This is a genomic window from Virgibacillus sp. LDC1, from assembly GCF_025792345.1.
Taxonomy (GTDB): Bacteria; Bacillota; Bacilli; order Paenibacillales; family Paenibacillaceae; genus Paenibacillus_AQ; species Paenibacillus_AQ lautus.
On record NZ_JAOXLZ010000005.1, the window covers coordinates 364,082 to 383,609 of the forward strand.

The following is a 19,528-nucleotide window of genomic DNA, read 5'->3' on the forward strand; positions in this document are numbered from 1 at the left end:
TTTTTTGCCTACCGATAGTTAAAAAATATTGACACCTGTCATCATCCAGCTTAAAATTCTACCTATCAGTAGGTAAAAAAGGAGCGGATGACATCGTGAAAAAGAAAGATTTAACCTCGCAGCAAATCGTCGAGGCTGCCATCGGATTGTTTGCATCCCATGGCATCGACAAGACCAGCCTTGCGATGATTGCCGGCGAAGTTGGCATTACGAAACCGTCGATCTACTACCATTTTGCATCCAAGGATGAACTGGTGGAGCGCGTTTTTGATTATATGTTCAGCGATTATCGTTTCGATCATTATTTCTCCCTGACCGGGATGAATGAGCATAACTTTGCAAAGCAGCTGTACGAGGGCGGGCTGCGCATGTTTCCGGAGGAAGAAGAGGCATTTGTGCCGGTGATGCGCCTATTGAGCGAGTTCATGCTGACCGCAAACCGGAATGCCAACTACGGCCAGCGGGTAGCTGCCATGCAGCAATCGTTCCTGGACGGCTTTCGGGAGCTGATGCGGTTAGGAGCAGGCTTCGGAATTATCGATCGGCAGCATGCAGATGCCAAGGCCTATGTTCTGGCTCTGGTCATTGATAATATTACGAGTTATATCATGATGGAGATTCCGCTGGACTATCAAACCGTCTGGAAAGAAGCGGTGAACAGCGTTCTCAGGAAAGGAGCGGATACCATTGAATAATGGGATGGAATACAGTGACATTGGATTGTCCGCGTCTGACCGGATCCTAGTTTGGGCGGTACCGCCATTATTAGGCGCGGTGATCGGCTGGTTTATACCTGCTATTGCGGATTGGGCAACGGGCCTGGCTTGGGTGCCTTTTCAAGGGCCCTTGGAGTTAATCGCATCCATACAAGGACCGTGGGTTGTCATCGTGACCGCAGTTCTAGGTCTGCTCGCGGGTATGATACTCTCCCATGTCGCCATCAAAGAAAGTCTTGCCGTGCGCCTGTCCGACAAGGAGATCACGCTCCGCATTCATGAAGTCGACCATACGTTTGCGAGAGAAGAGGTGTCGGCCGTTTTTCTGGACGTCAAGCAGCTGGTGCTGCTGGGCAACGAGGGACAGGAGCTCTATCGGGAGAAACCCGAAGCCAAACGGGATGTCGTGGCCGAAGCCTTTAAACGGCACGGATACTCCTGGAGAGACCGCGATCCGTTCGCTGATCATTACGTCAGATGGGTTGCCGATTCGCCGGGATTGACGCCCAGCATGAACGCGCTGTTCCTGGCACGGGAGAAGGCGATGGAGAACGAGGATAAAACAGATGCAGCCGATCTCCGACAGGAATTATCGAAGCTGGGAATTACGTTGCGGGATGACGGAAAAAAACAGTATTGGAGGCAGCACGGGCAGAGGCCATAGCGATCTTAGGCAGCAAAGCGGATCATAGCGACATCATGGCTCACCAGATACATGCCCACGATTAATAACGGTATAGAAGCAATCGTAGTTGTCCTGCTCATACGCTGCACACTCATCACGCCCACCGCCGATAAAGGGATCATCGGCGGTTTTTTATTGGATCTTCACATCGCTATTAGCTGCCATGACATTTATACCCCCTCTTATCCAACAAAATGACACCTCCCTCGCTCAAGCGAGCCTGCGGCAAACAATATCCCTCTTATGGCAAGACATCCGGCAGTCCTCTCTTTCCATGAGAAGTTTTACAATGAAAGCGATACCTCAGCGAAGGAGTTGTCTTATGAATTTTGATCTGAATATCGTACCTTTCAGCCGAAGAGAGTCCTTCTTGGCCATTTCCCTCCTGCCCGCGGCAAAGGACCGCAGACAAGGACTTTACCTGCGAACCGTCCGCGGAGGGGATGACAAGTTTGGCGAGGCGTTTCTGATAGAGCTGCTAAACCGGCAGAGCGAGCCGGTTCCGTTCGAACCTATTGCATCACCCGACAAAATCAGGCTAACGGCCGCCGATTCGGAGGGCCATGCGGACATTTGTTTATCGGACTCCCGGACCGTGCGATTCCGCTCGGAAGGCTGCGGCATCCGGCTTACCTTTTTTCCGGCAGCGTACGACTACGCCTATGAGACCCATCCGGACAGCTGGGAAGTGAACAGCTTCACGCATGGCTGCCGCTTCATGCTGACCCGGCTTGCAGGCCAGATGGGCATGGAGGTCGAATGGAACGAGATCAAGAGCTCGCGGGTAACCGCCGATTTTTCCGTGGATCCTGCAACCAATTGTGCGGAATTTGCGGTTGAAGAATTCATTACGGTCTTGAAGCCGCGCGACAGATGGGAGTCCTTCGACGATGCGGTTGAAAGCGTCCGTGAAGATTACGGGCATTGGCTGAACAACACCCTCACCGTCTCTGAACGATGGCAGGAAGCAAGGGAACTCGCCGCCTATATTACCTGGTCCTGCGTGGTTCCGGCCGAAGGCTGCTTGACCCGCCCAGCCATGTATATGTCCAAGAACTGGATGACCAACATCTGGAGCTGGGACAACTGCTTTAACGCAATGGCCCTCGTGCGGCATAATCCCAAGCTGGCCTGGGATCAATTCATGATCTTTTTTGACCGGCAGGATGAGAGCGGCCTGATTCCGGACTTCGTGAACGATAAATACGAGCTTTGGAATTGCAACAAACCGCCGATTCACGGCTGGACGCTGGCCTGGATGATGCGTCGGACCGATTTCATCAAGGAGACCCAGCTGCGCGAGGTCTATGGCCCATTGTCCAAATGGACGGAGTGGTGGTTCACGCATCGGGACCAAGACGGCGACGGCATTCCCCAGTATAACCACGGCAACGATTCAGGCTGGGACAACAGCACGGCGTTCAATAACGGCATTCCCGTCGAGAGCCCCGACCTTGCCGCCTATCTGATTATTCAGATGGAGACGCTGGCCGAAATCGCGGGTTTGCTGGGCCTGACCGAGGAGTCGAGTCAGTGGAGACAGAGAGCGGACGATACGCTGGAGCGTTTGATTCGGCACTTCTGGAAGGATGGCCGGTTCACGGCCTGTCGTTCGGGAACGCATGAGGTGTCCGAGGGAGACAGCTTGCTGTTGTTCGTTCCGATCCTGCTGGGAAGGCGCCTACCCGAGTTTATCCGTACGGCTCTACTGGAAGGGCTTCGGGATGAGAACCGATTCCTGACGAGCAACGGGTGGGCTACCGAGAGCGTAAGCAGCCCATATTATAAGCCGGACGGATATTGGCGCGGGCCGATCTGGGCCCCATCCACGATGCTGCTGGTCGAAGGGGTGGCCGCAGCCGGCGATAATGAGCTGGCCACGGAGATTGCGGAGCGGTACTGCCGGATGGTCAGTCTCAGCGGCATGGCCGAGAATTTTGATGCCCTGACCGGAGCGGGGCTTCGCGATCGGGCGTTCACCTGGACCTCCAGCGTATTTTTGATTCTTGGACATGAATACACCCTATAAGTGCGTGTTCAAAAAGGTCGATTTTCAGCACCGAAGCTTATGCTTCCTGATTCGCTTCGTGTTAGATATAGAATTTATTCGTTATCAGCAGAGCTGATGAAATTCTATATCGCAAGAAAACCTACTTTTGAATCGCGGTCGCTCATCCTTGATTGGCCTCGATTGGTTTTCTTATCAAAAGCGGACTTTTTGAACAACCTCTATAACGATGACGGACAAATACTTCTTCCCGGGCTTTTGCCTTGTGGGGGAGGTGCTTTTTCCGTTTCCTCTCATTTTCCAGTTGCCGCCTAATTACAAGCCCTTTGTTCGGGTTTATAATGAAAGCGGTATCACGGACGGAATAGCGGTCCTGCCGCATGGCGAACGAGTGGACGTAAGTTTCACGATACGATACGACAACGGGGAGAGTAACCATGAATCTTCAGGGGATCAAAGATCGTGTGGGCCGGCTGTTCACCGGCACCTATCACAGTATACGAACCAAGCTGCTTACTTGTTTTTTAATCGTCACCCTGATTCCGCTGTTCTCGCTTGGCGGACTTTCTTATGTTCAATCCGCTAAAGTGATTAACTCCCAGTTCGGCAAATACGGCGATAATGCCGTAGCACAGCTGGAGCAGCAGACCTCTTCGGTATTGGGGCGGATGAAGCAGACGGCGGAAACGATTTATTCCTATTTACTGGACCCGAGCCATTCGGGAATTGGAAGCGGGACGCCGTCCACCTACGGCGACATTATGGAGAAGAACGATTTCGAATCGTTGTTGAAGTCCCTGCGGACTCAGCTGACGGCCGGGATCTACATTATTACGACCTCCGGCTATTACTATGGGGAGAACAATTTGGATGTGAATAAACTCGGCAATATCCCGATGTGGAACACGAGGCCGAAGACATATGCCGGGACTTATTGGCTCGGCTTTTATAAACAGGATCATTCCATCAAGAGCAGCGATAACGATAACGTGCCGGTCATCGGGCTGGCCGTACCGATCCACCACCCGGACAAGGCTCAGGACGGCAGTGTCATCCTGATTGAGGAGAACGCCGAGGAGCTGCTGCGCAGTTATGCCAAGTTCGAGGCGGATACGCACGCCCATCTGCTTATTACTTCGCCGGACGGCACGGTCGTATATGAGACGGACGCTCCGTATACGCCCCATGACAACGATGTGACCTGGACCCGGGCGATCGATGTCAACCAATGGACCATGGAAGCCAGAATTCCCGCCAAGGCGTTCTATCAATCCTCGGGCGTTATTCGGGCGAATACGATGGTTGTTGCCATCGTCTCCTGCCTGCTCGCTTTTGGCATCGCCTATCTGTTCTCCTCCCGGTTCACCTCACGAATCCGGACCTTGAAGGACTCGATGCAGAAGGTGAGCTTTGGCAAGCTGGATACCCGTACGCCGATCGAGGGCAGGGATGAACTGGGCAGCCTCGATATGAGTTTTAACCGGATGGTAACGGGGGTACAGACCCTGATTGGCGAAGTGGAGCAGAGCGAGCGGCTGAAAAAAGAGGCTGAACTGCGCGCATTCCATTATCAGATCAATCCCCATCTGCTGTTCAATACACTCAATTCCATCCAGTGGAAGGCCCGGCTGCAAGGTGCGGAGGATATTCGCCAGATGCTGTACCATCTGACGATGGTGCTGGAAGGGAATTTGAATATCTCGCAGGAGCTCGTTACGCTGAACAGGGAGCTGCGCATGATCGGTCACTTTCTGAAAATCCAGGAGATCAGGTACGGCAAGGTGTTCCGTTATGAGCAGGACTGCGATGAGGCGCTCATGCCTTATTTGATTCCACGGATGACACTTCAGCCGCTGTTTGAAAACATTTTTTTCCATGCCTTTACCGATGGTCAGGGAGAAATACATGTCAAGGTCGAGGAGGATCATGACGAGCTGGTGTTCACGCTTCGCGATAACGGAGCCGGCATCAAGGAGGAGAAACTGACGCAGTTATTCTCGCCGGAGATGAAGCGGAAGGGTCGTGGCGGGCTTGGCGTGCGTAACGCCGACCAGAAATTCAAGCTGCATTTTGGCCCGCTCTATGGACTGAAGGTGCATTCGGTTAAGGGAGAAGGAACAACGATCACCATACGTTGGCCGAAAAAGGAGGAATCTTTCGATGATGAAAGCAGGGAACATTAAAGTGATGATTGCCGACGATGAGAGCATTGTGCGCAAGGGACTCCGCTCCACGGTGCCGTGGGATCGGTTCGGGATGGAGGTTGTGGCGGACAGCCCCAACGGTCAGGCGGCCTGGGAGGCTTTTCTGGAGTTTCGACCGCAGGTCGTTATTACGGATATCGTCATGCCGGAGATGGATGGGATCGAGCTGTCGCGGAAGGTGAAGGAAATCGCGCCGGAAACCCGGATCATTCTGCTCAGCTGCCACCGGGACTTCGAATATGCCCAGGAGGGGATGCGGCTCGGCGCTTCGGGTTATCTGCTGAAAACCGCCTTCGAGGACGAAGAGCTCGAAGCGATGCTGGGAAAATTCCAGCGTGAGCTGGCCGACATGCCGGCCTACGGGTACGAGTTGGGAGAACAGGTATCCGCCCATCTGTTTGCTTGGCTTAACGGTCATAGCGACCGTTTCCCTGGAGAGCTCCGTAAGCTCTGCGCCCGAGCGGGCGGGGAGGGCAAGCCCATCTCTTTGTATCTGATCAAGACGGCGGGCTGCAGCGGCAATTGGGAGGACCTGCTGCAGGAGCAGGGCTCCGAGGAGCCGGGATTGCGCTTCAGCAAGCTGGTGCCGTACGGCGCGGACAGCTGCTATTGGGCCGTACCGGAGGAATATAAGGAAGCGGCGAACGGCCTGCTGGTGGAGATCAAGAGCCGCTGCGGGAAGCTAACCTGGAATTGGCGGGGAGGTCTTCAAGACTCGGAGGATGTGCAGAGAGCCTTTCAATCCTTGCACAAGGAAGCCGAGCTGGAGCGGGTGTACGGTCTGAGCGGGGAGCATTGGCCGGAGCCGATCCTGCACGCGGTTCATCTGCTGCACGAGCATCCCGCGGACGAGTGGTCGGCAGCGGAGCTGGCTCAGAAGGTGGGGCTGAGCCGCAGCCACTTTTCGATCCTGTTCAAGAAAACGGTTGGCGACAGCTTCATCGCGTTCCAATATAAACGCAAGCTTCGCCTCGCTTATGGCCTGCTGCGCGAAACCTCCTTAACGATGCAGGAGATCGCCGAGAAGACGGGGCTCGGAGACAGCAAATATTTCAGCAAATGGTTCAAGCGCTGCACGGGTCAGACGCCAAGCCAATACCGTGCCGAACAAAAAGGGGAATCATTGTAAACAAATGAACACCCGGGGGCGCAAGTTCGAACAAAAATACGATCATCTGCGAATCAGCGCACGTTTTGAACCGCTTTCATCCGAGTTATGATGAAAGCGGTTCAATTCATATCAACTCAATACTTTAGGGGAGCTGACAATATGAAAAAGAAAATGTCATGGATCGCATTGGTTTCGGTTTTGACGTTAATGGGATCCTTGCTGGCCGCATGCGGCGGCAGCGGCGGGACTGGGGCATCGAAGGAGCCGGACGGCAATTCATCGGGCGCGGCGACGACGCTTCGCTTCGCTACCTGGGATACGGGAGATGCGCTGAAAATCGAGCAGGAGATCGCCAAGAAGTTCGAGGAATCGCATCCCGGAACCAAGGTGCAGGTGGAGGCTTATGCCGACGGATTCGATCAGAAGCTGGCCGCAGGTTTTGGCGCAGCCAATCCGCCGGACGTGATGTACATGTGGGATTTTCCGACGTATCACCAGTCCTTGGAGCCGCTGGATTCCTACGCGTCTAAGGACGAGGATCTGAACATCGATGATTTTTACCAAGGATTGTTCAACTACGGCAAGATCGAGAATCAGCTGTACGGAATCCCGGCGGGCTTTACGACGCGGGTGGTGTACTACAACAAGAAGATGTTCGACGATGCGGGCATTGCCTACCCGAGCGATGGATGGACCTGGAGCGAGTTCCAGGAAATCGCCCAGAGGCTGACGGATAAATCCAAGAAGCAGTACGGCTTCGGCGTTCGGGCCGAGAACGATACGTATGACCTTCAAGGGTTCGTATGGAGCAACGGCGGTTCCTTCATCTCGGAGGACGGCACAACGATTGAAGGTTACATGAACAGCAAGGAAACGGCGGAAGCCATTCAGATGCTGGGCGATATGCTCAAGAACGGCTCGGCCGTCCTGACTGGAGGCAAAGGGCAGCAGAGTGGGGAGGATATTTTCAAAGCCGGCAAAATTGCCATGTGGGAGAGCGGCATCTGGCCGTTGGAATCCTTCAGGGAAGCCGGAATCGATGTGGGCACGGTGGAGATGCCGGCCTTCGAGGGCAAGCCTGTGAAAGGCGTATTGGCCGAATCCGCGCTGTCGATTGCGAAGGACTCCAAGAACAAGGACTTGGCGTGGGAGTTCATCAAGTTTTACGTATCGGATGAAGCGATCAAAATGCGTGTGGCCGACCTTCCGGTCCGGGTCAGCGTGGTCAACGAGCTGAAGAAGGACCAGGATCCGCTCTACAAGCCGTATTACACGATGCTGGAGCGTTCGGACAATACGCCGGCCTTCCTGCTGAATCCGAAATGGAACGAAGTAAACCGCCAGCTCTCGGCAGCCGTGGAATCCGTCATGTTCGGCAGCGATGCCCAGGAGGTTCTGAACCAGGCGGTGAAGGATAGCGAACGCTATTTGAAATAATCGAAGAAAGAAGGTTCGCGAAAATGGCCCACACTCAAGTGCCTTACTCACAACAGCAGACAGCGGCCCCGAAGCGACTTGGACCAAAACGTTGGGGGGGGGCCGTGCCCTACCTCTTCATTTTTCCATGGATATTCGGATTCCTGGTATTCACGCTTGGCCCGCTGCTGTTTTCCCTCGTCATTTCGTTTTTTGATTGGCCGATCGTAGGCCAAGTGACCTTTGTCGGCATCGACAACTATGTGGAGATGTTCTCGAATGATCCGTTGTTCTGGAAATCGCTGCTGGTTACGCTGAAATTCGCGGCTTTGTTTGTGCCGCTGAACATCATCGTGGCTTTGGGACTCGCCATGCTGCTGAATCAGAAGGTAAAAGGGAGCGCGTTCTTCCGGACTGCGTTTTACCTGCCGTCGGTCATTTCCGGCGTAGCCCTCGCCATGATCTGGTCGTGGGTGTACAGCGGGGATTATGGGATCCTGAATTTCTTTTTATCGCTTGTCGGCATCGAAGGCCCGGATTGGCTGAACGATACGAAGTGGTCTCTGGTCGCCATGGTCATTGCAAGCCTGTGGGGACAGGGCTCCATGATGCTTATTTTTCTGGCGGGTCTCAAGGGAATTCCGAAGGACCTGTACGAGTCGGCCTCGATGGACGGGGCGGGCAAGATCAGGCAGTTTTTCAATGTGACCATCCCGATGATCACGCCAACCCTGCTGTTTAACCTGATTACATCCATCATCGCCGCCTTCCAGCAGCTGACGCTGGCACTTCTGCTTACCGGCGGTGGTCCGCTGAAGTCGACGTTTTTCTATGCGATGTATATGTATGAGAATGCATTCAAGTATTTCAAGATGGGTTATTCTGCTGCCAATGCCTGGTTCATGTTCTTGATCGTGCTGACGCTGACGTTCCTCGTGTTCAAGTCTTCGGAGGCCTGGGTGTTCTATGAGGGTGAGATGAAGACGAAGAAGGAGAAAGCGAAGCCGAAGCGTAACAAAGCAGGCGTACCTGCCGGCAGAGAGGGGCGTTCCGCATGAAAAAGGTGATCACGTACGCACTGCTCATTCTGTGCTCCCTGCTGTTCATTGCTCCGCTCTTCTGGGCGATCACGACTGCACTGAAGTCGCAGCAGGAGCTGTATCTGTTTCCTCCGAAATGGCTTCCTTCCGTGTGGAGATTCAGCAATTTCGCGGAAGCCTGGAGCATTCAGCCGTTTAATCTGTTTTTGAAAAATACGCTGATCGTGACGCTGCTCTCAACGCTCGGACAGCTCATATCGTGCACGCTGGTGGCATACGGGTTCGCCCGATTTCAGTTCAAGGGAAGGGATGCGCTGTTTCTGATCGTGCTTGCCACCATGATGATTCCGTGGGAAGTGACCATGATTCCGCAGTATATGGAATTCAACTACTTGGGCTGGATCAATACACTCAAACCGCTCATCGTACCGTCCTGGTTCGGTTCCGCCTATTTCATCTTCCTGCTGCGCCAGTTCATCATGACCTTGCCGAAGGAGCTGGATGAAGCGGCAACCATTGACGGGGCGGGCAAAATGATGGTTCTGCTGCGGATCATCGTGCCGCTGATGGGACCTTCGCTCATTCTGGTGGCCGTGTTCCATATGATGAGCTGCTGGAACGATTATCTGGGTCCGCTCATCTTCCTGAACGATCAGACGAAATATACGCTGACGCTGGGATTATCCCAATTTAAGGGCATGCACGGCGTCGATATGCAATCCATTATGGCCATCACCTGCTTGATCTCGATTCCGCCGCTTGCCGTCTTTTTCTTTGCGCAGCGTTATATCGTTGGCGGGATTGCCACGACGGGGATCAAGGGGTAACCGTGCCGGTGATAAGAGGCATCCACGATGGATATGCAGCATAATGCAGCATCAGAACATAGAAGTGTGTGTTCGAAAAGTCATGGAACGATGACTTTTGGAACGACCTCTAGAAGCTTAGACTGCTTGGAAAGGATGGAGAGACATGATGAAGGACCATCGTATCGGCCGCGACTGGGATGACCTAAGCGTGCTGGAACGAAACCGGGTGAAGAGCCGGGCTTATTTCATTCCGTTCGCGGATACGGACGGCGCATTAAGTTATGACAGAGGCAGCTCGGCTTGGTACCAATCGCTGAACGGGGTGTGGAAGTTCCACTATGCCGAGGAGCCGGAGACTGCTCCTGAAGCATTTTATGAAGAGGATTACGATGTATCGGCCTGGGATGACCTCCCGGTTCCGGGGCACTGGCAGCTTCAGGGCTACGGGCATCCGCATTACACGGACCTGTACTATCCGTTCCCCGTGGATCCGCCGCATGTGCCGAACGCAAATCCGACCGGCAGCTACGTACGCGAGTTCGAGCTTCCGGAGCATTGGGACGGCCAAAAGATTTGCGTCAAATTCGACGGGGTGGACAGTGCGTTTCATGTGTGGCTGAACGGGTCGTTTATCGGCTACAGCCAGGGAAGCCGGCTGACCTCGGAATTCGATCTGACGCCTTACCTGAAGGCCGGGGTAAACAAGATGTCCGTTCGGGTGTATCAGTGGTCCGATGGAAGCTATCTGGAAGACCAGGACATGTGGTGGATGAGCGGCATTTTCCGGGATGTTTACCTGGTTGCCGAGCCGTCGGCGCTTCGCATCAACGACTTCCGCGTAACGACCGAGCTGGATGCGAAGTATCTGAACGCCAAGCTGAACGTGCATTTGGAGCTGGAAGGAAAAGAGTCCGGATCGGTACGGCTGCAGCTGCTGGATGGAACCGGCGTGGTGGTGGGTTCAGTCGAAAAGGACGTCACACACTCCGCTGCGGAGGATTTTGAGATCGAGGTGGCCGGCCCGGATTTATGGACTGCCGAGTCACCGGCACTGTACCACCTGGTGATCATCCTGCGGGATGCTCAAGGGGGAACGCTGGAGACGGTGGCGCAGCGCGTCGGATTCCGCTCCATTGAAGTGAAGGATGGACAGCTCCTGGTAAACGGCAAGGCGATCCTGCTTAAAGGCGTCAACCGCCATGATCATCATCCGGATACGGGTCGAACCGTCACCCTGTCCACGATGCTGGAGGATATCCGTTTGATGAAGCAGCACAACATCAATGCCGTGCGGACGGCGCATTACCCGAATGATCCCCGGTTCTACGAGCTGTGCGACGTGTACGGACTGTACGTGATGGAAGAGACGGATTTGGAGACTCACGGCTTCGAGCCGCTCGGCAACATTTCCCGATTAAGCGACGATCCGGATTGGATGGAAGCTTACGTGGACCGTGTCCGCCGGATGGTGGAGCGGGATAAGAACCATCCGTCCGTGCTGTTCTGGTCCCTCGGCAACGAATCCGGCTTCGGCTGCAATTTCCGCGCAATGGCGGAGTGGTGCCGGGAGAATGATCCGACGAGGCTGATCCATTACGAGGAGGATCGCGAAGCCGAGGTGTGCGACGTGGTGAGCACGATGTATTCCTCCGTCGAGAAGATGGAAGGCTTCGGTAAAATGACCAATCATCCCAAGCCGCATATTCTGTGCGAATTCGCGCATGCGATGGGCAACGGGCCCGGAGGCTTGCGTCCCTACTTCGATACCTTTGAATCGCATCCCCGCCTTGCGGGCGGTTTCGTGTGGGAGTGGATCGATCACGGGCTGAGCAGAAGGACCCCGGACGGCAGGAAGGATTATGCATACGGCGGCGATTATGGCGATGTGCCGAACAACAGCAATTTTGTTATCGACGGTTTGGTCCGTCCGGACCGTACGCCTTCACCCGGACTTCTGGAATACAAAAAGGTCATAGAGCCTGTCCGTATGACGATGCCGAATCAGGGTTTGCTGCACATTGCAAACCGCTATGATTTCATTTCGCTGGATCATCTGGCGGCCCATTACCGGGTGTTGGCTGATGGACAGCTTGTCCATAGCGGGGTACTGGAGCTTCCCCGCATCGAAGCAGGCACAAGCGCGGAGCTAAACCTCCTGGAGGTCTTGGAGCAAGCGACAATAGGCGTGAGTCCTTATGCCGAGCTGTGGCTTGAGGTATCCCTCTCGCTGGCTGCGGACTGCCGCTGGGCGGAACGGGGACATGAGGTTGCGTGGTCCCAGCTTATGCTGCGGGAATCGTCGAAGCCCGAATTCGAGTCAACGGCTGCCCTGCGGCGGGGGCCTTTACAGATTAGCGAGGAGAAGCATAGCCTTCAAGTGAAGAATGGCAGCTTTCAGCTTTCACTCAGCACCCTCCGTTCCGGCTTCCAAAGCTTGTCCATGCATGGCAAAAGAATCATGCTTGGCGGACCGGAGCTGAATTTCTGGCGGCCGCCGATTGATAACGATATGTACGTGCTTCCGGATTGGCGCAAGGCCCATCTGGACCGACTTTCTGAACGGATCGATCATTTCGAATGGAAGCGACTGGACCAAGACAGCGTGGAGGTGCGCCTTATTTCCCGGATTGCGCCGCCGGTATATGATTGGGGCTTCCGCTGCGAAACGACCTGTACGGTCACTTCCAGCGGTCTGATGATGATGGACGTGAAGGGTGAGCCGATCGGCACGCCGCCCGCCATGCTGCCGAAAATCGGGCTTCAAATGCAAGTCGCGGGCGACATGGAACATGTCCGGTGGTACGGCAGAGGACCTGGGGAAAGCTACCCGGACAGTCTGGAAGCGGGACGGTTCGGGGAATACCGCAGCACGGTGGACGGCTTGTTCACGCCGTATATTTATCCGCAGGAGAACGGGAACCGATCGGATGTTCGCTGGATCTCGCTCGCAGATGGCGCGGGATTGGGGCTCCTCGCCGTTGGCGAGCCTGACCTGAATTTCAGTGCGAGCCGGTACACCGATCAGGATGTGGAGTCCGCCGCGCATGCCAGCGACCTTGTTCCGCGCAGCTTCATTACGCTGAATCTGGATTACCGGCAGAACGGACTTGGCAGCAACAGCTGCGGCCCGGCACAGGCTCCCGAGCACTCGCTCAAGCCGGAGCCGTTCTCGTTCCGCATTCTCCTGAAGGCGTACGCTGCCGAGGATACCGATCCGGTAAGACTGAGTCGGCGGATGCGCTCGGAAGCGGAATTATACAAGTAACCGACTGATTTCATTTTAGATCGTCATCGGATTTTCTGGAGAAGGGGAATAACATGTCCTTTTACATCAAAGACCTGCTGCAGTTGTCTACGGGGGTGCGCCGGTTCCTCATAAGCGAGGCTTTCTATGGTATCGGAATCGGCCTCTATACGCTCGTCCTGAATCTGCATCTGCTCTTCCGTGGGCTTAGGGAAGACGAGATCGGCGCGTTGGTGTCGATGGGCATTCTGATCATGGGCGTGCTCGCCATTCCGGTATCCCTGCTCGCTAACCGGACCGGAAGAAAAAAACTGCTGGTTACCGGCGTATTCTTTATCGCCGCAGGCAATGTGCTGTTTGCCGTCAGCGATGATTTGCTGTGGTTCTATGCCGCTCAAATATTGGTGTCTACCGGCTTGACGCTTGTGGAGACGACGGAGATTCAGCTTCTCTTCCATTATTGCCGTTCCCGCAAGGAGGAGGCGCGTGCATTTTCCTTGATGTTTGCCGTTTTTACGGCTTTCACGGGTCTCGGAACGCTGGCAGCCGGATATATCTCGAAGGGATTTGAAGGAAGCAGGGGCTATGAGGTGTCTCTTCTGCTGACCGGGCTTGTGCTTGTGCTTCACGGCATCATCCGGGCATTCTGGCTGCCTGCCGAGCACAGGGGCGTGGATGAGGAAGCGGCGGCAGCTTCGCCTTCGAGGGGAATCTCCAGGTTAACGGGGCCTCTATCCTCCGGGACCTTGTGGCTGTTCGCCGTATTTACGGCGCTGCTTGGCGGCTGCATCGCGATGACGGGCTCATTCCTGAACGTCATCGTGAAGTTCCGCCTGGATTGGATGGATGACCAGGTATCTCTAATTCTTGCCATCGGCGCGATCCTGCTGTTTATATGCTCATTGATGACACCGTACGTCATGGAGCGGTTCGGTTATAACACGGCCATCATCTCGGTATTTATCGTTAATATTTTGCTGTTTGCCGCTCTATACATGATTCTCCCCGTATGGCTGTTTGTCGGGCTGTTTCTGCTGCGAGGCGGAGGCGTGACCATGCTGTCCAATCTGCTGGACAGTCTGCTGATGTCGGCTTTCAATGAGAAGGAACGTAATCTGTATGCCGGCATGCGGTCGGTATTTCGGAGTTTAGGCTCGTCCGGGGCAACTTTTGTTGCCGGACTGATCCTGGCCAGGCAGGATTATCGGCTCCCCTTTCTGGTCACGGCCGGCGTGCTGCTCCTATGCGGCCTGTATTACGTATGGTGGATTCGTCCGGTCTTATCCAAGAGATTAAACAGCGGTATCGAGCCATGAATGAAGGGCCGTCTAAAAGGGGAATTCCCTTTTAGGCGGCCTTTTTGCTGATTGCAGCATGCTGTTTTCATATTCATCTTACGGCGTCGGCTTCACGGTTACAGGTTGAACCCGTATTTGTTCGAGGGAAAGTCTTTAAACATATTGACATCAAAAATTGGTACATGTTTAAATAGAAGGAGTGTTAGCACTCTGCTGTAAAGAGTGCTAAAAGAAACCTCGTTCAGATTGGAAAGGAGATTTTTTCATGGCGAAAAAACAGTTTAAAGCTGAGTCCAAACGGCTGCTCGAGATGATGATCAACTCCATCTATACGCAGCGTGAAATTTTTCTGCGTGAGCTGATTTCAAATGCCAGCGACGCGATCGACAAGATTTACTATAAAGCACTGACCGACGACAACTTGACCTTTAATAAAGAAGATTACTACGTTAAGATTACCGCAGATAAAGCAAACCGTACGCTGACCATTACCGACACGGGGATCGGGATGACCAAGGAAGACCTGGAGAATAACCTCGGCGTCATCGCGAAGAGCGGTTCCCTTGCATTCAAGAGTGAGAATGAAGCGAAGGACGGCCACAACATTATCGGCCAGTTCGGCGTTGGCTTCTACTCCGCTTTCATGGTGGCCGATGTTGTTACCGTAACCAGCAGAGCCCTCGGCAGCGACGAAGCATTCAAGTGGGAATCCGAAGGCGCGGACGGATACACCATTACGCCGGCCGAGAAGGATGCTGTCGGAACCGAGATCGTGCTGAAGATCAAGGAGAACACGGAAGACGATCAGTATGACGAGTACTTGGAAGAATATCGCCTAAGAGCGATCATTAAGAAGTACTCCGATTTCATCCGTTATCCGATCAAAATGGACGTGAAAACGCAGCGTCCAAAGGCAGATGCCGAGAACGAGTTCGAGGAAGTCCAGGAAGAGCAGACCATCAACAGCATGGTGCCGATCTGGCGCAAGAATAAAAGCGAGCTGACCGACGCGGATTACGAGAATTTCTACAATGAGAAGCGTTACGGCTTCGATAAACCGCTCAAACACATTCACGTCAAAGCGGACGGTGCCGTGGTATACAACGCGATTTTGTTCATTCCCGAGAATACGCCATTCGATTATTACACCAAGGAATACGAGAAAGGGCTGGAGCTCTATTCCAACGGCGTCTTGATCATGGACAAATGCGGTGACCTCCTGCCGGACTACTTCAGCTTCGTGAAAGGGATGGTTGATTCCGAGGATCTGTCGCTGAACATCTCCCGCGAGATGCTCCAGCATGACCGTCAGCTGACGCTGATTGCAAAGAACATCAAGAGCAAAGTGAAAAGCGCACTGCAGGGTATGATGAAGGATGAGCGGGAGAACTACGAGAAGTTCTTCGCATCCTTCGGCAGAGGCTTGAAATTCGGCGTCTATAACGATTACGGCATGAACAAGGAAGATCTTCAGGATCTGCTGCTGTTTACTTCCTCCAAGGAGAAGAAGCTGGTCTCGCTGGATGAGTACGTGTCGAGAATGCCGGAAGATCAGAAATATATCTATTATGCTTCCGGGGATTCCATCGACCGGATCGAGAAGCTCCCGCAGACGGAAATGGTGCTCGATAAAGGTTATGAAATTCTGTACTTTACCGACGATGTCGATGAGTTTGCAATCAAGATGCTCATGAAATACAAGGAGAAGGAATTCAAGTCGGTATCCAGCGGCGATCTTGGCCTCGACTCCGAGGCGGACAAACAGGAGAATGAAGCTGAAGATAACGACAATAGGGAACTCTTTGAAGCCATGGGCAGTCTCTTGGCTGGCAAGGTAAAATCCGTTAAAGCCTCCAAACGACTGAAATCCCATCCGGTATGCCTGTCCACGGAGGGCGATGTCTCGATCGAGATGGAGAAAATATTGAAGGCGATGCCGAACGGACAGGATATCCAAGCCGACAAGGTGCTGGAGATTAACACGAACCATGAAGTATTCCAATCCCTGAAGACGCTGCAAGCCGATCAGGATAAGCTGAAGCTCTACACGAATCTGCTGTACAATCAGGCGCTGCTGATCGAAGGCTTGCCGATTGCCGATCCGGTGGAATTCACGAACGATATTTGCAAAATCATGGTGTAACCGTCGCAGCTAAGCTCATGCGATGATAACAAACAAACCCGAAACGCTGGTAAGGTACCAGGGGATCGGGTTTGTTTTTTTCTGCATAATCACCTGAACACGGTACGGCTCGTTACACCACGTCCGCGGCAAGATCCGATAACAATCCGTTCTCGGGCGCCATACTCAAGAGGTCATATACCGATATGGGGAACATCGGAAAGCCGACATAGTATGGCGTGATGGCATATAGCGGATAGAAGATGACCAGGGACTTATCCGCCAGATAGAAGTCCTGATTTGGCGAAACGGTAACCGGACGGTTCTCCAGCACGGGAATGCCCCGTTCCTTGATCTGTCGGTTCACTTCGGCGGCCAAGACGGTTTGATAGCTGGAGTCTGGACGGAACAGGTCGGATAAAGCGTAGGATTGTCCGTTAGCCGTGGAAAAGGTCAGTCCTTTTGTCACCGTATACCCGTGTGCCATATGCTCGGAGTAGGTGTAGTTGGTCAGCACGAGGCTAAGAATGCCGCGCTCGTTCGTTTTAATCTCAAAGGTGCCTGTCGTTTGCGGGTTGGTGCCGGTCTGAACCTGCTGCTGTTCACGCTGCATATCCTGGATTTGAAGAATAATGGCCCGGTTGATGGCTTCTTCTGCTCCAGGATTCAGGAGGCCGTATACCTGCGGATAATGAATCACGAGACCGGGTGCCGTATGCGTGAGGGTATGGATGTTCACCGGCGGTACATATTGCGCCATGCGTACCATCGCTCCAATCTAACATCAGATACGTTAGCCTATTCGGAAGCGGGCGCGGAGGTTACGAAGCCGGAGGGTCGGAAGTCGGAACCTCGGAGGCCGGCGGGCTTGGAGGCTTGGAAGCTTGGAAGCTCGGAAGCTCGGTCATCCCTGCGGAACGGCTTTCGGGCAGACAGAACGCTCTTATGCGGCAGTCCCGGTCCGCGGCGTGTTTGCCTGAAATCGGATATCCATCACTCTTTGTCCGCAACGCCGGGCGAAAGCAGTCTTCTTACAAAGACCGCGAATATGATTAAGGATACGACAACCGACACGGCCGTTACCGTAAACAGATATGCATAGCCGATACGCTCGGAGACCAGGCCCAACACGATGGCGCCAAGTCCGATGCCGAGATCGAACGCCGTCATGAACGAGGCGTTGGCTGCGCCTCTCCGGTTCTCCGGAGCAATGCGCAGGGTGGCTGCTTGGAGAGCGGGCTGGGCCGAACCGAAGCCGATACCGTACAGAATGGCAGCTGTAATCAGTCCGGGCAATCCGCTCGACAGGCTTAAGACGATCAGAGCCGCCGCCGTTACGACAAGGGACGGAATGATGACAGCCGCTTCACCGAAACGGTCCGACAGCTTCCCGGCAAAGGGCCTGATCAAGGTAAGAGCGACGGCGTACACCAGGAAAAAGGTTCCCGGATTGACCCGGATGGACTCGGCAAACAACGGGAGAAAGGTCGTAATTCCCCCATAGGCGACGGCCAGGAAAAAGATGGCGACCGTGACCGGGAGAGCGGATTTCTCGACCAACTGAATTCGCCCTGCCGAAGGTTTGGCTTGATAAGGGGCTCTGGTCATGTAGGCCAGTATGAAGGCAATCAGAGAGAGCCCGGTAGCGACAAGAAACAACGTCCGAAACGAATACCCGCTGACGATAAAAGTACCCAGCATGGGGCCGATGGCCATCGCCACCGTCATCGCCATACCGTACCAGCCCATGCCTTCCCCACGACGGGAGGTCGGGATTAAATCCGTAATGACCGTTCCGATGGAGGTTGTCGAGAAAGCCCAGCTCGCGCCGTGCAGGATCCGCAGCGCAAGCAGAAGCAGAATGCTGCCAACCCAATCGTAGAGATACATCGAAAGAACAAAGAAGATAAGACCCCATACGTAAAAAGCTCTTCTGCCGTACCGGTCCACCAATCCGCCGACCATCGGGCGAAAGACCACAGCCGTCAGCGTGAACGCACCGGCTGCCAATCCCACCTGGGTTTCGGAGCCGCCTAAATGCTTGATATACAGCGGAAGCGTGGGCAGCAGCAGATAGAAGCCCGTAAACAGAAACAACATTCCGACCGTCATCTGAATAAACGGCTTCGTCCATAAACGTTCCATCCTATATCCCTCCTTATGTCCAATGTATAAAACGTTTGAACGCTAGTCCTCTTCGGAATTGACAGCCGCCATTTCATTCTTGATCCACTCGATATTCGTCATTCCCATTTGCTTCCGGTGATCCAGCACCCTCAGCAATTGAAGACGCTGTTTCTCAGGCTCAGGTTTATAAAACGTGATCTCCGCTTCAAAGTCCGTCACATGTTTCAGGTTGGTCTCCAGATAAATCAAGTACTGCTCTAGACAAGCGAGCCGAACCTTCTTTGGAACATACCTGAAATACACCATCTTGAAATGGAATATTTGCTCCGTATCCATGTTGTATTCCAGGGGGTTCTCCATAAGGTCGAGGAACTTCTTCCGTCCGGAATCGGTAATCCCGTAGATTTTCCGGGGGCGTTTGCCTCCGCCGGATTCATCCAGACGAAGATGGATCCACTCGTGATCCACCATCCGGGAGAGCAGGGGATATAACGTACCGGAACTAATCTGGCGGTAAGGGCCGCCTGCATTTTTAAGGATCTCTTGAAGCATATAACCGTGTTTATCTCCGGTCATCAATTCACCCAGAACATAAATCTCATACATATAGCTCCTCCTAAAAATATGTCGATACGATATAAATATATATCGTATCGACATAAATAAGCAATGCCTGGAAGTGAATTTCTGCAATCGATTTTCAAACTACGGTCAACCGTTGGCAGATATTCGATTAGATTATGCGATA

Annotated in this window: 14 protein-coding genes; 11 read left to right on the forward strand and 3 right to left on the reverse strand. The window is 53.7% G+C overall.

All coding sequences use genetic code 11. The features are described 5' to 3' along the window. The first annotated feature begins 95 nt into the window (after positions 1–95). The 11 genes from OHJ21_RS26265 to htpG all read left to right on the forward strand — a co-directional run bounded on the left by OHJ21_RS26265 (position 96) and on the right by htpG (position 16,674). Entirely contained in the window at positions 96–695 is a 600-nt protein-coding gene (locus tag OHJ21_RS26265) for a TetR/AcrR family transcriptional regulator (protein WP_394058693.1), read from the forward strand. Next, positions 688–1,380 (forward strand): YqeB family protein, encoded by a 693-nt coding sequence (locus OHJ21_RS26270; protein ID WP_486021580.1) that lies wholly within the window; start codon positions 688–690, stop codon positions 1,378–1,380. The genes OHJ21_RS26265 and OHJ21_RS26270 overlap by 8 nt, the downstream gene beginning before the upstream one ends. Positions 1,381–1,723: 343 nt before the next feature. Next, entirely contained in the window at positions 1,724–3,430 is a 1,707-nt protein-coding gene (locus OHJ21_RS26275) for an amylo-alpha-1,6-glucosidase (protein ID WP_486021581.1), read from the forward strand. A gap of 416 nt (positions 3,431–3,846) precedes the next feature. Next, positions 3,847–5,592, forward strand: a complete 1,746-nt coding sequence (locus OHJ21_RS26280) for a cache domain-containing sensor histidine kinase (RefSeq protein WP_486021582.1) — start codon at positions 3,847–3,849, stop codon at positions 5,590–5,592. Then, positions 5,570–6,742: a response regulator transcription factor gene (locus OHJ21_RS26285; protein ID WP_394058686.1), complete on the forward strand. Its 1,173-nt coding sequence runs from the start codon at positions 5,570–5,572 to the stop codon at positions 6,740–6,742. Before OHJ21_RS26280 ends, OHJ21_RS26285 begins: the two co-directional genes overlap by 23 nt. Positions 6,743–6,883: 141 nt before the next feature. Then, positions 6,884–8,161: an ABC transporter substrate-binding protein gene (locus tag OHJ21_RS26290; RefSeq protein ID WP_326116182.1), complete on the forward strand. Its 1,278-nt coding sequence runs from the start codon at positions 6,884–6,886 to the stop codon at positions 8,159–8,161. A gap of 23 nt (positions 8,162–8,184) precedes the next feature. Continuing rightward, positions 8,185–9,198 carry a carbohydrate ABC transporter permease gene (locus OHJ21_RS26295; protein WP_100540554.1) on the forward strand — a complete coding sequence of 338 codons (1,014 nt, stop codon included), beginning with the start codon at positions 8,185–8,187 and terminating at the stop codon, positions 9,196–9,198. Then, positions 9,195–10,007, forward strand: a complete 813-nt coding sequence (locus OHJ21_RS26300) for a carbohydrate ABC transporter permease (RefSeq protein WP_100540555.1) — start codon at positions 9,195–9,197, stop codon at positions 10,005–10,007. The genes OHJ21_RS26295 and OHJ21_RS26300 overlap by 4 nt, the downstream gene beginning before the upstream one ends. Positions 10,008–10,155: 148 nt before the next feature. Beyond that, positions 10,156–13,254, forward strand: coding sequence for a glycoside hydrolase family 2 TIM barrel-domain containing protein (locus OHJ21_RS26305; RefSeq protein ID WP_486021696.1), 3,099 nt, complete (start codon positions 10,156–10,158; stop codon positions 13,252–13,254). A gap of 53 nt (positions 13,255–13,307) precedes the next feature. After that, the gene (locus tag OHJ21_RS26310; protein ID WP_326117264.1) at positions 13,308–14,549 is read left to right on the forward strand and encodes an MFS transporter; all 1,242 of its coding nucleotides are present in this window, start codon (positions 13,308–13,310) and stop codon (positions 14,547–14,549) included. A 247-nt stretch (positions 14,550–14,796) separates the two neighbouring features. After that, a complete protein-coding gene (gene htpG / locus OHJ21_RS26315; protein WP_326117263.1) occupies positions 14,797–16,674 on the forward strand; it encodes a molecular chaperone HtpG in 1,878 nt (625 codons plus the stop codon). A 112-nt stretch (positions 16,675–16,786) separates the two neighbouring features. Here htpG and OHJ21_RS26320 read toward each other — a convergent pair whose 3' ends face one another. From OHJ21_RS26320 to OHJ21_RS26330, 3 genes are all read right to left on the reverse strand, one after another. Next, on the reverse strand, positions 16,787–17,413 hold the full coding sequence (locus OHJ21_RS26320) for a DUF3298 and DUF4163 domain-containing protein (protein ID WP_100540558.1): 627 nt from the start codon (positions 17,411–17,413) through the stop codon (positions 16,787–16,789). A 233-nt stretch (positions 17,414–17,646) separates the two neighbouring features. Beyond that, the gene (locus tag OHJ21_RS26325; protein WP_100540560.1) at positions 17,647–18,798 is read right to left on the reverse strand and encodes an MFS transporter; all 1,152 of its coding nucleotides are present in this window, start codon (positions 18,796–18,798) and stop codon (positions 17,647–17,649) included. Positions 18,799–18,840: 42 nt separating this feature from the next. Beyond that, positions 18,841–19,386 (reverse strand): PadR family transcriptional regulator, encoded by a 546-nt coding sequence (locus OHJ21_RS26330; protein WP_100540561.1) that lies wholly within the window; start codon positions 19,384–19,386, stop codon positions 18,841–18,843. Between the last annotated feature and the right edge of the window lie 142 nt (positions 19,387–19,528).

Coding starts and splice junctions, on each gene's coding strand:
- OHJ21_RS26275 (WP_486021581.1), top strand. CDS start 1,724: ATGAATTTTGATCTGAATATCGTACCTTTCAGCCGAAGAGAGTCCTTC.
- OHJ21_RS26280 (WP_486021582.1), top strand. CDS start 3,847: ATGAATCTTCAGGGGATCAAAGATCGTGTGGGCCGGCTGTTCACCGGC.
- OHJ21_RS26285 (WP_394058686.1), top strand. CDS start 5,570: ATGATGAAAGCAGGGAACATTAAAGTGATGATTGCCGACGATGAGAGC.
- OHJ21_RS26290 (WP_326116182.1), top strand. CDS start 6,884: ATGAAAAAGAAAATGTCATGGATCGCATTGGTTTCGGTTTTGACGTTA.
- OHJ21_RS26295 (WP_100540554.1), top strand. CDS start 8,185: ATGGCCCACACTCAAGTGCCTTACTCACAACAGCAGACAGCGGCCCCG.
- OHJ21_RS26300 (WP_100540555.1), top strand. CDS start 9,195: ATGAAAAAGGTGATCACGTACGCACTGCTCATTCTGTGCTCCCTGCTG.
- OHJ21_RS26305 (WP_486021696.1), top strand. CDS start 10,156: ATGAAGGACCATCGTATCGGCCGCGACTGGGATGACCTAAGCGTGCTG.
- OHJ21_RS26310 (WP_326117264.1), top strand. CDS start 13,308: ATGTCCTTTTACATCAAAGACCTGCTGCAGTTGTCTACGGGGGTGCGC.
- htpG (WP_326117263.1), top strand. CDS start 14,797: ATGGCGAAAAAACAGTTTAAAGCTGAGTCCAAACGGCTGCTCGAGATG.
- OHJ21_RS26320 (WP_100540558.1), bottom strand. CDS start 17,413: ATGGCGCAATATGTACCGCCGGTGAACATCCATACCCTCACGCATACG.
- OHJ21_RS26325 (WP_100540560.1), bottom strand. CDS start 18,798: ATGGAACGTTTATGGACGAAGCCGTTTATTCAGATGACGGTCGGAATG.
- OHJ21_RS26330 (WP_100540561.1), bottom strand. CDS start 19,386: ATGTATGAGATTTATGTTCTGGGTGAATTGATGACCGGAGATAAACAC.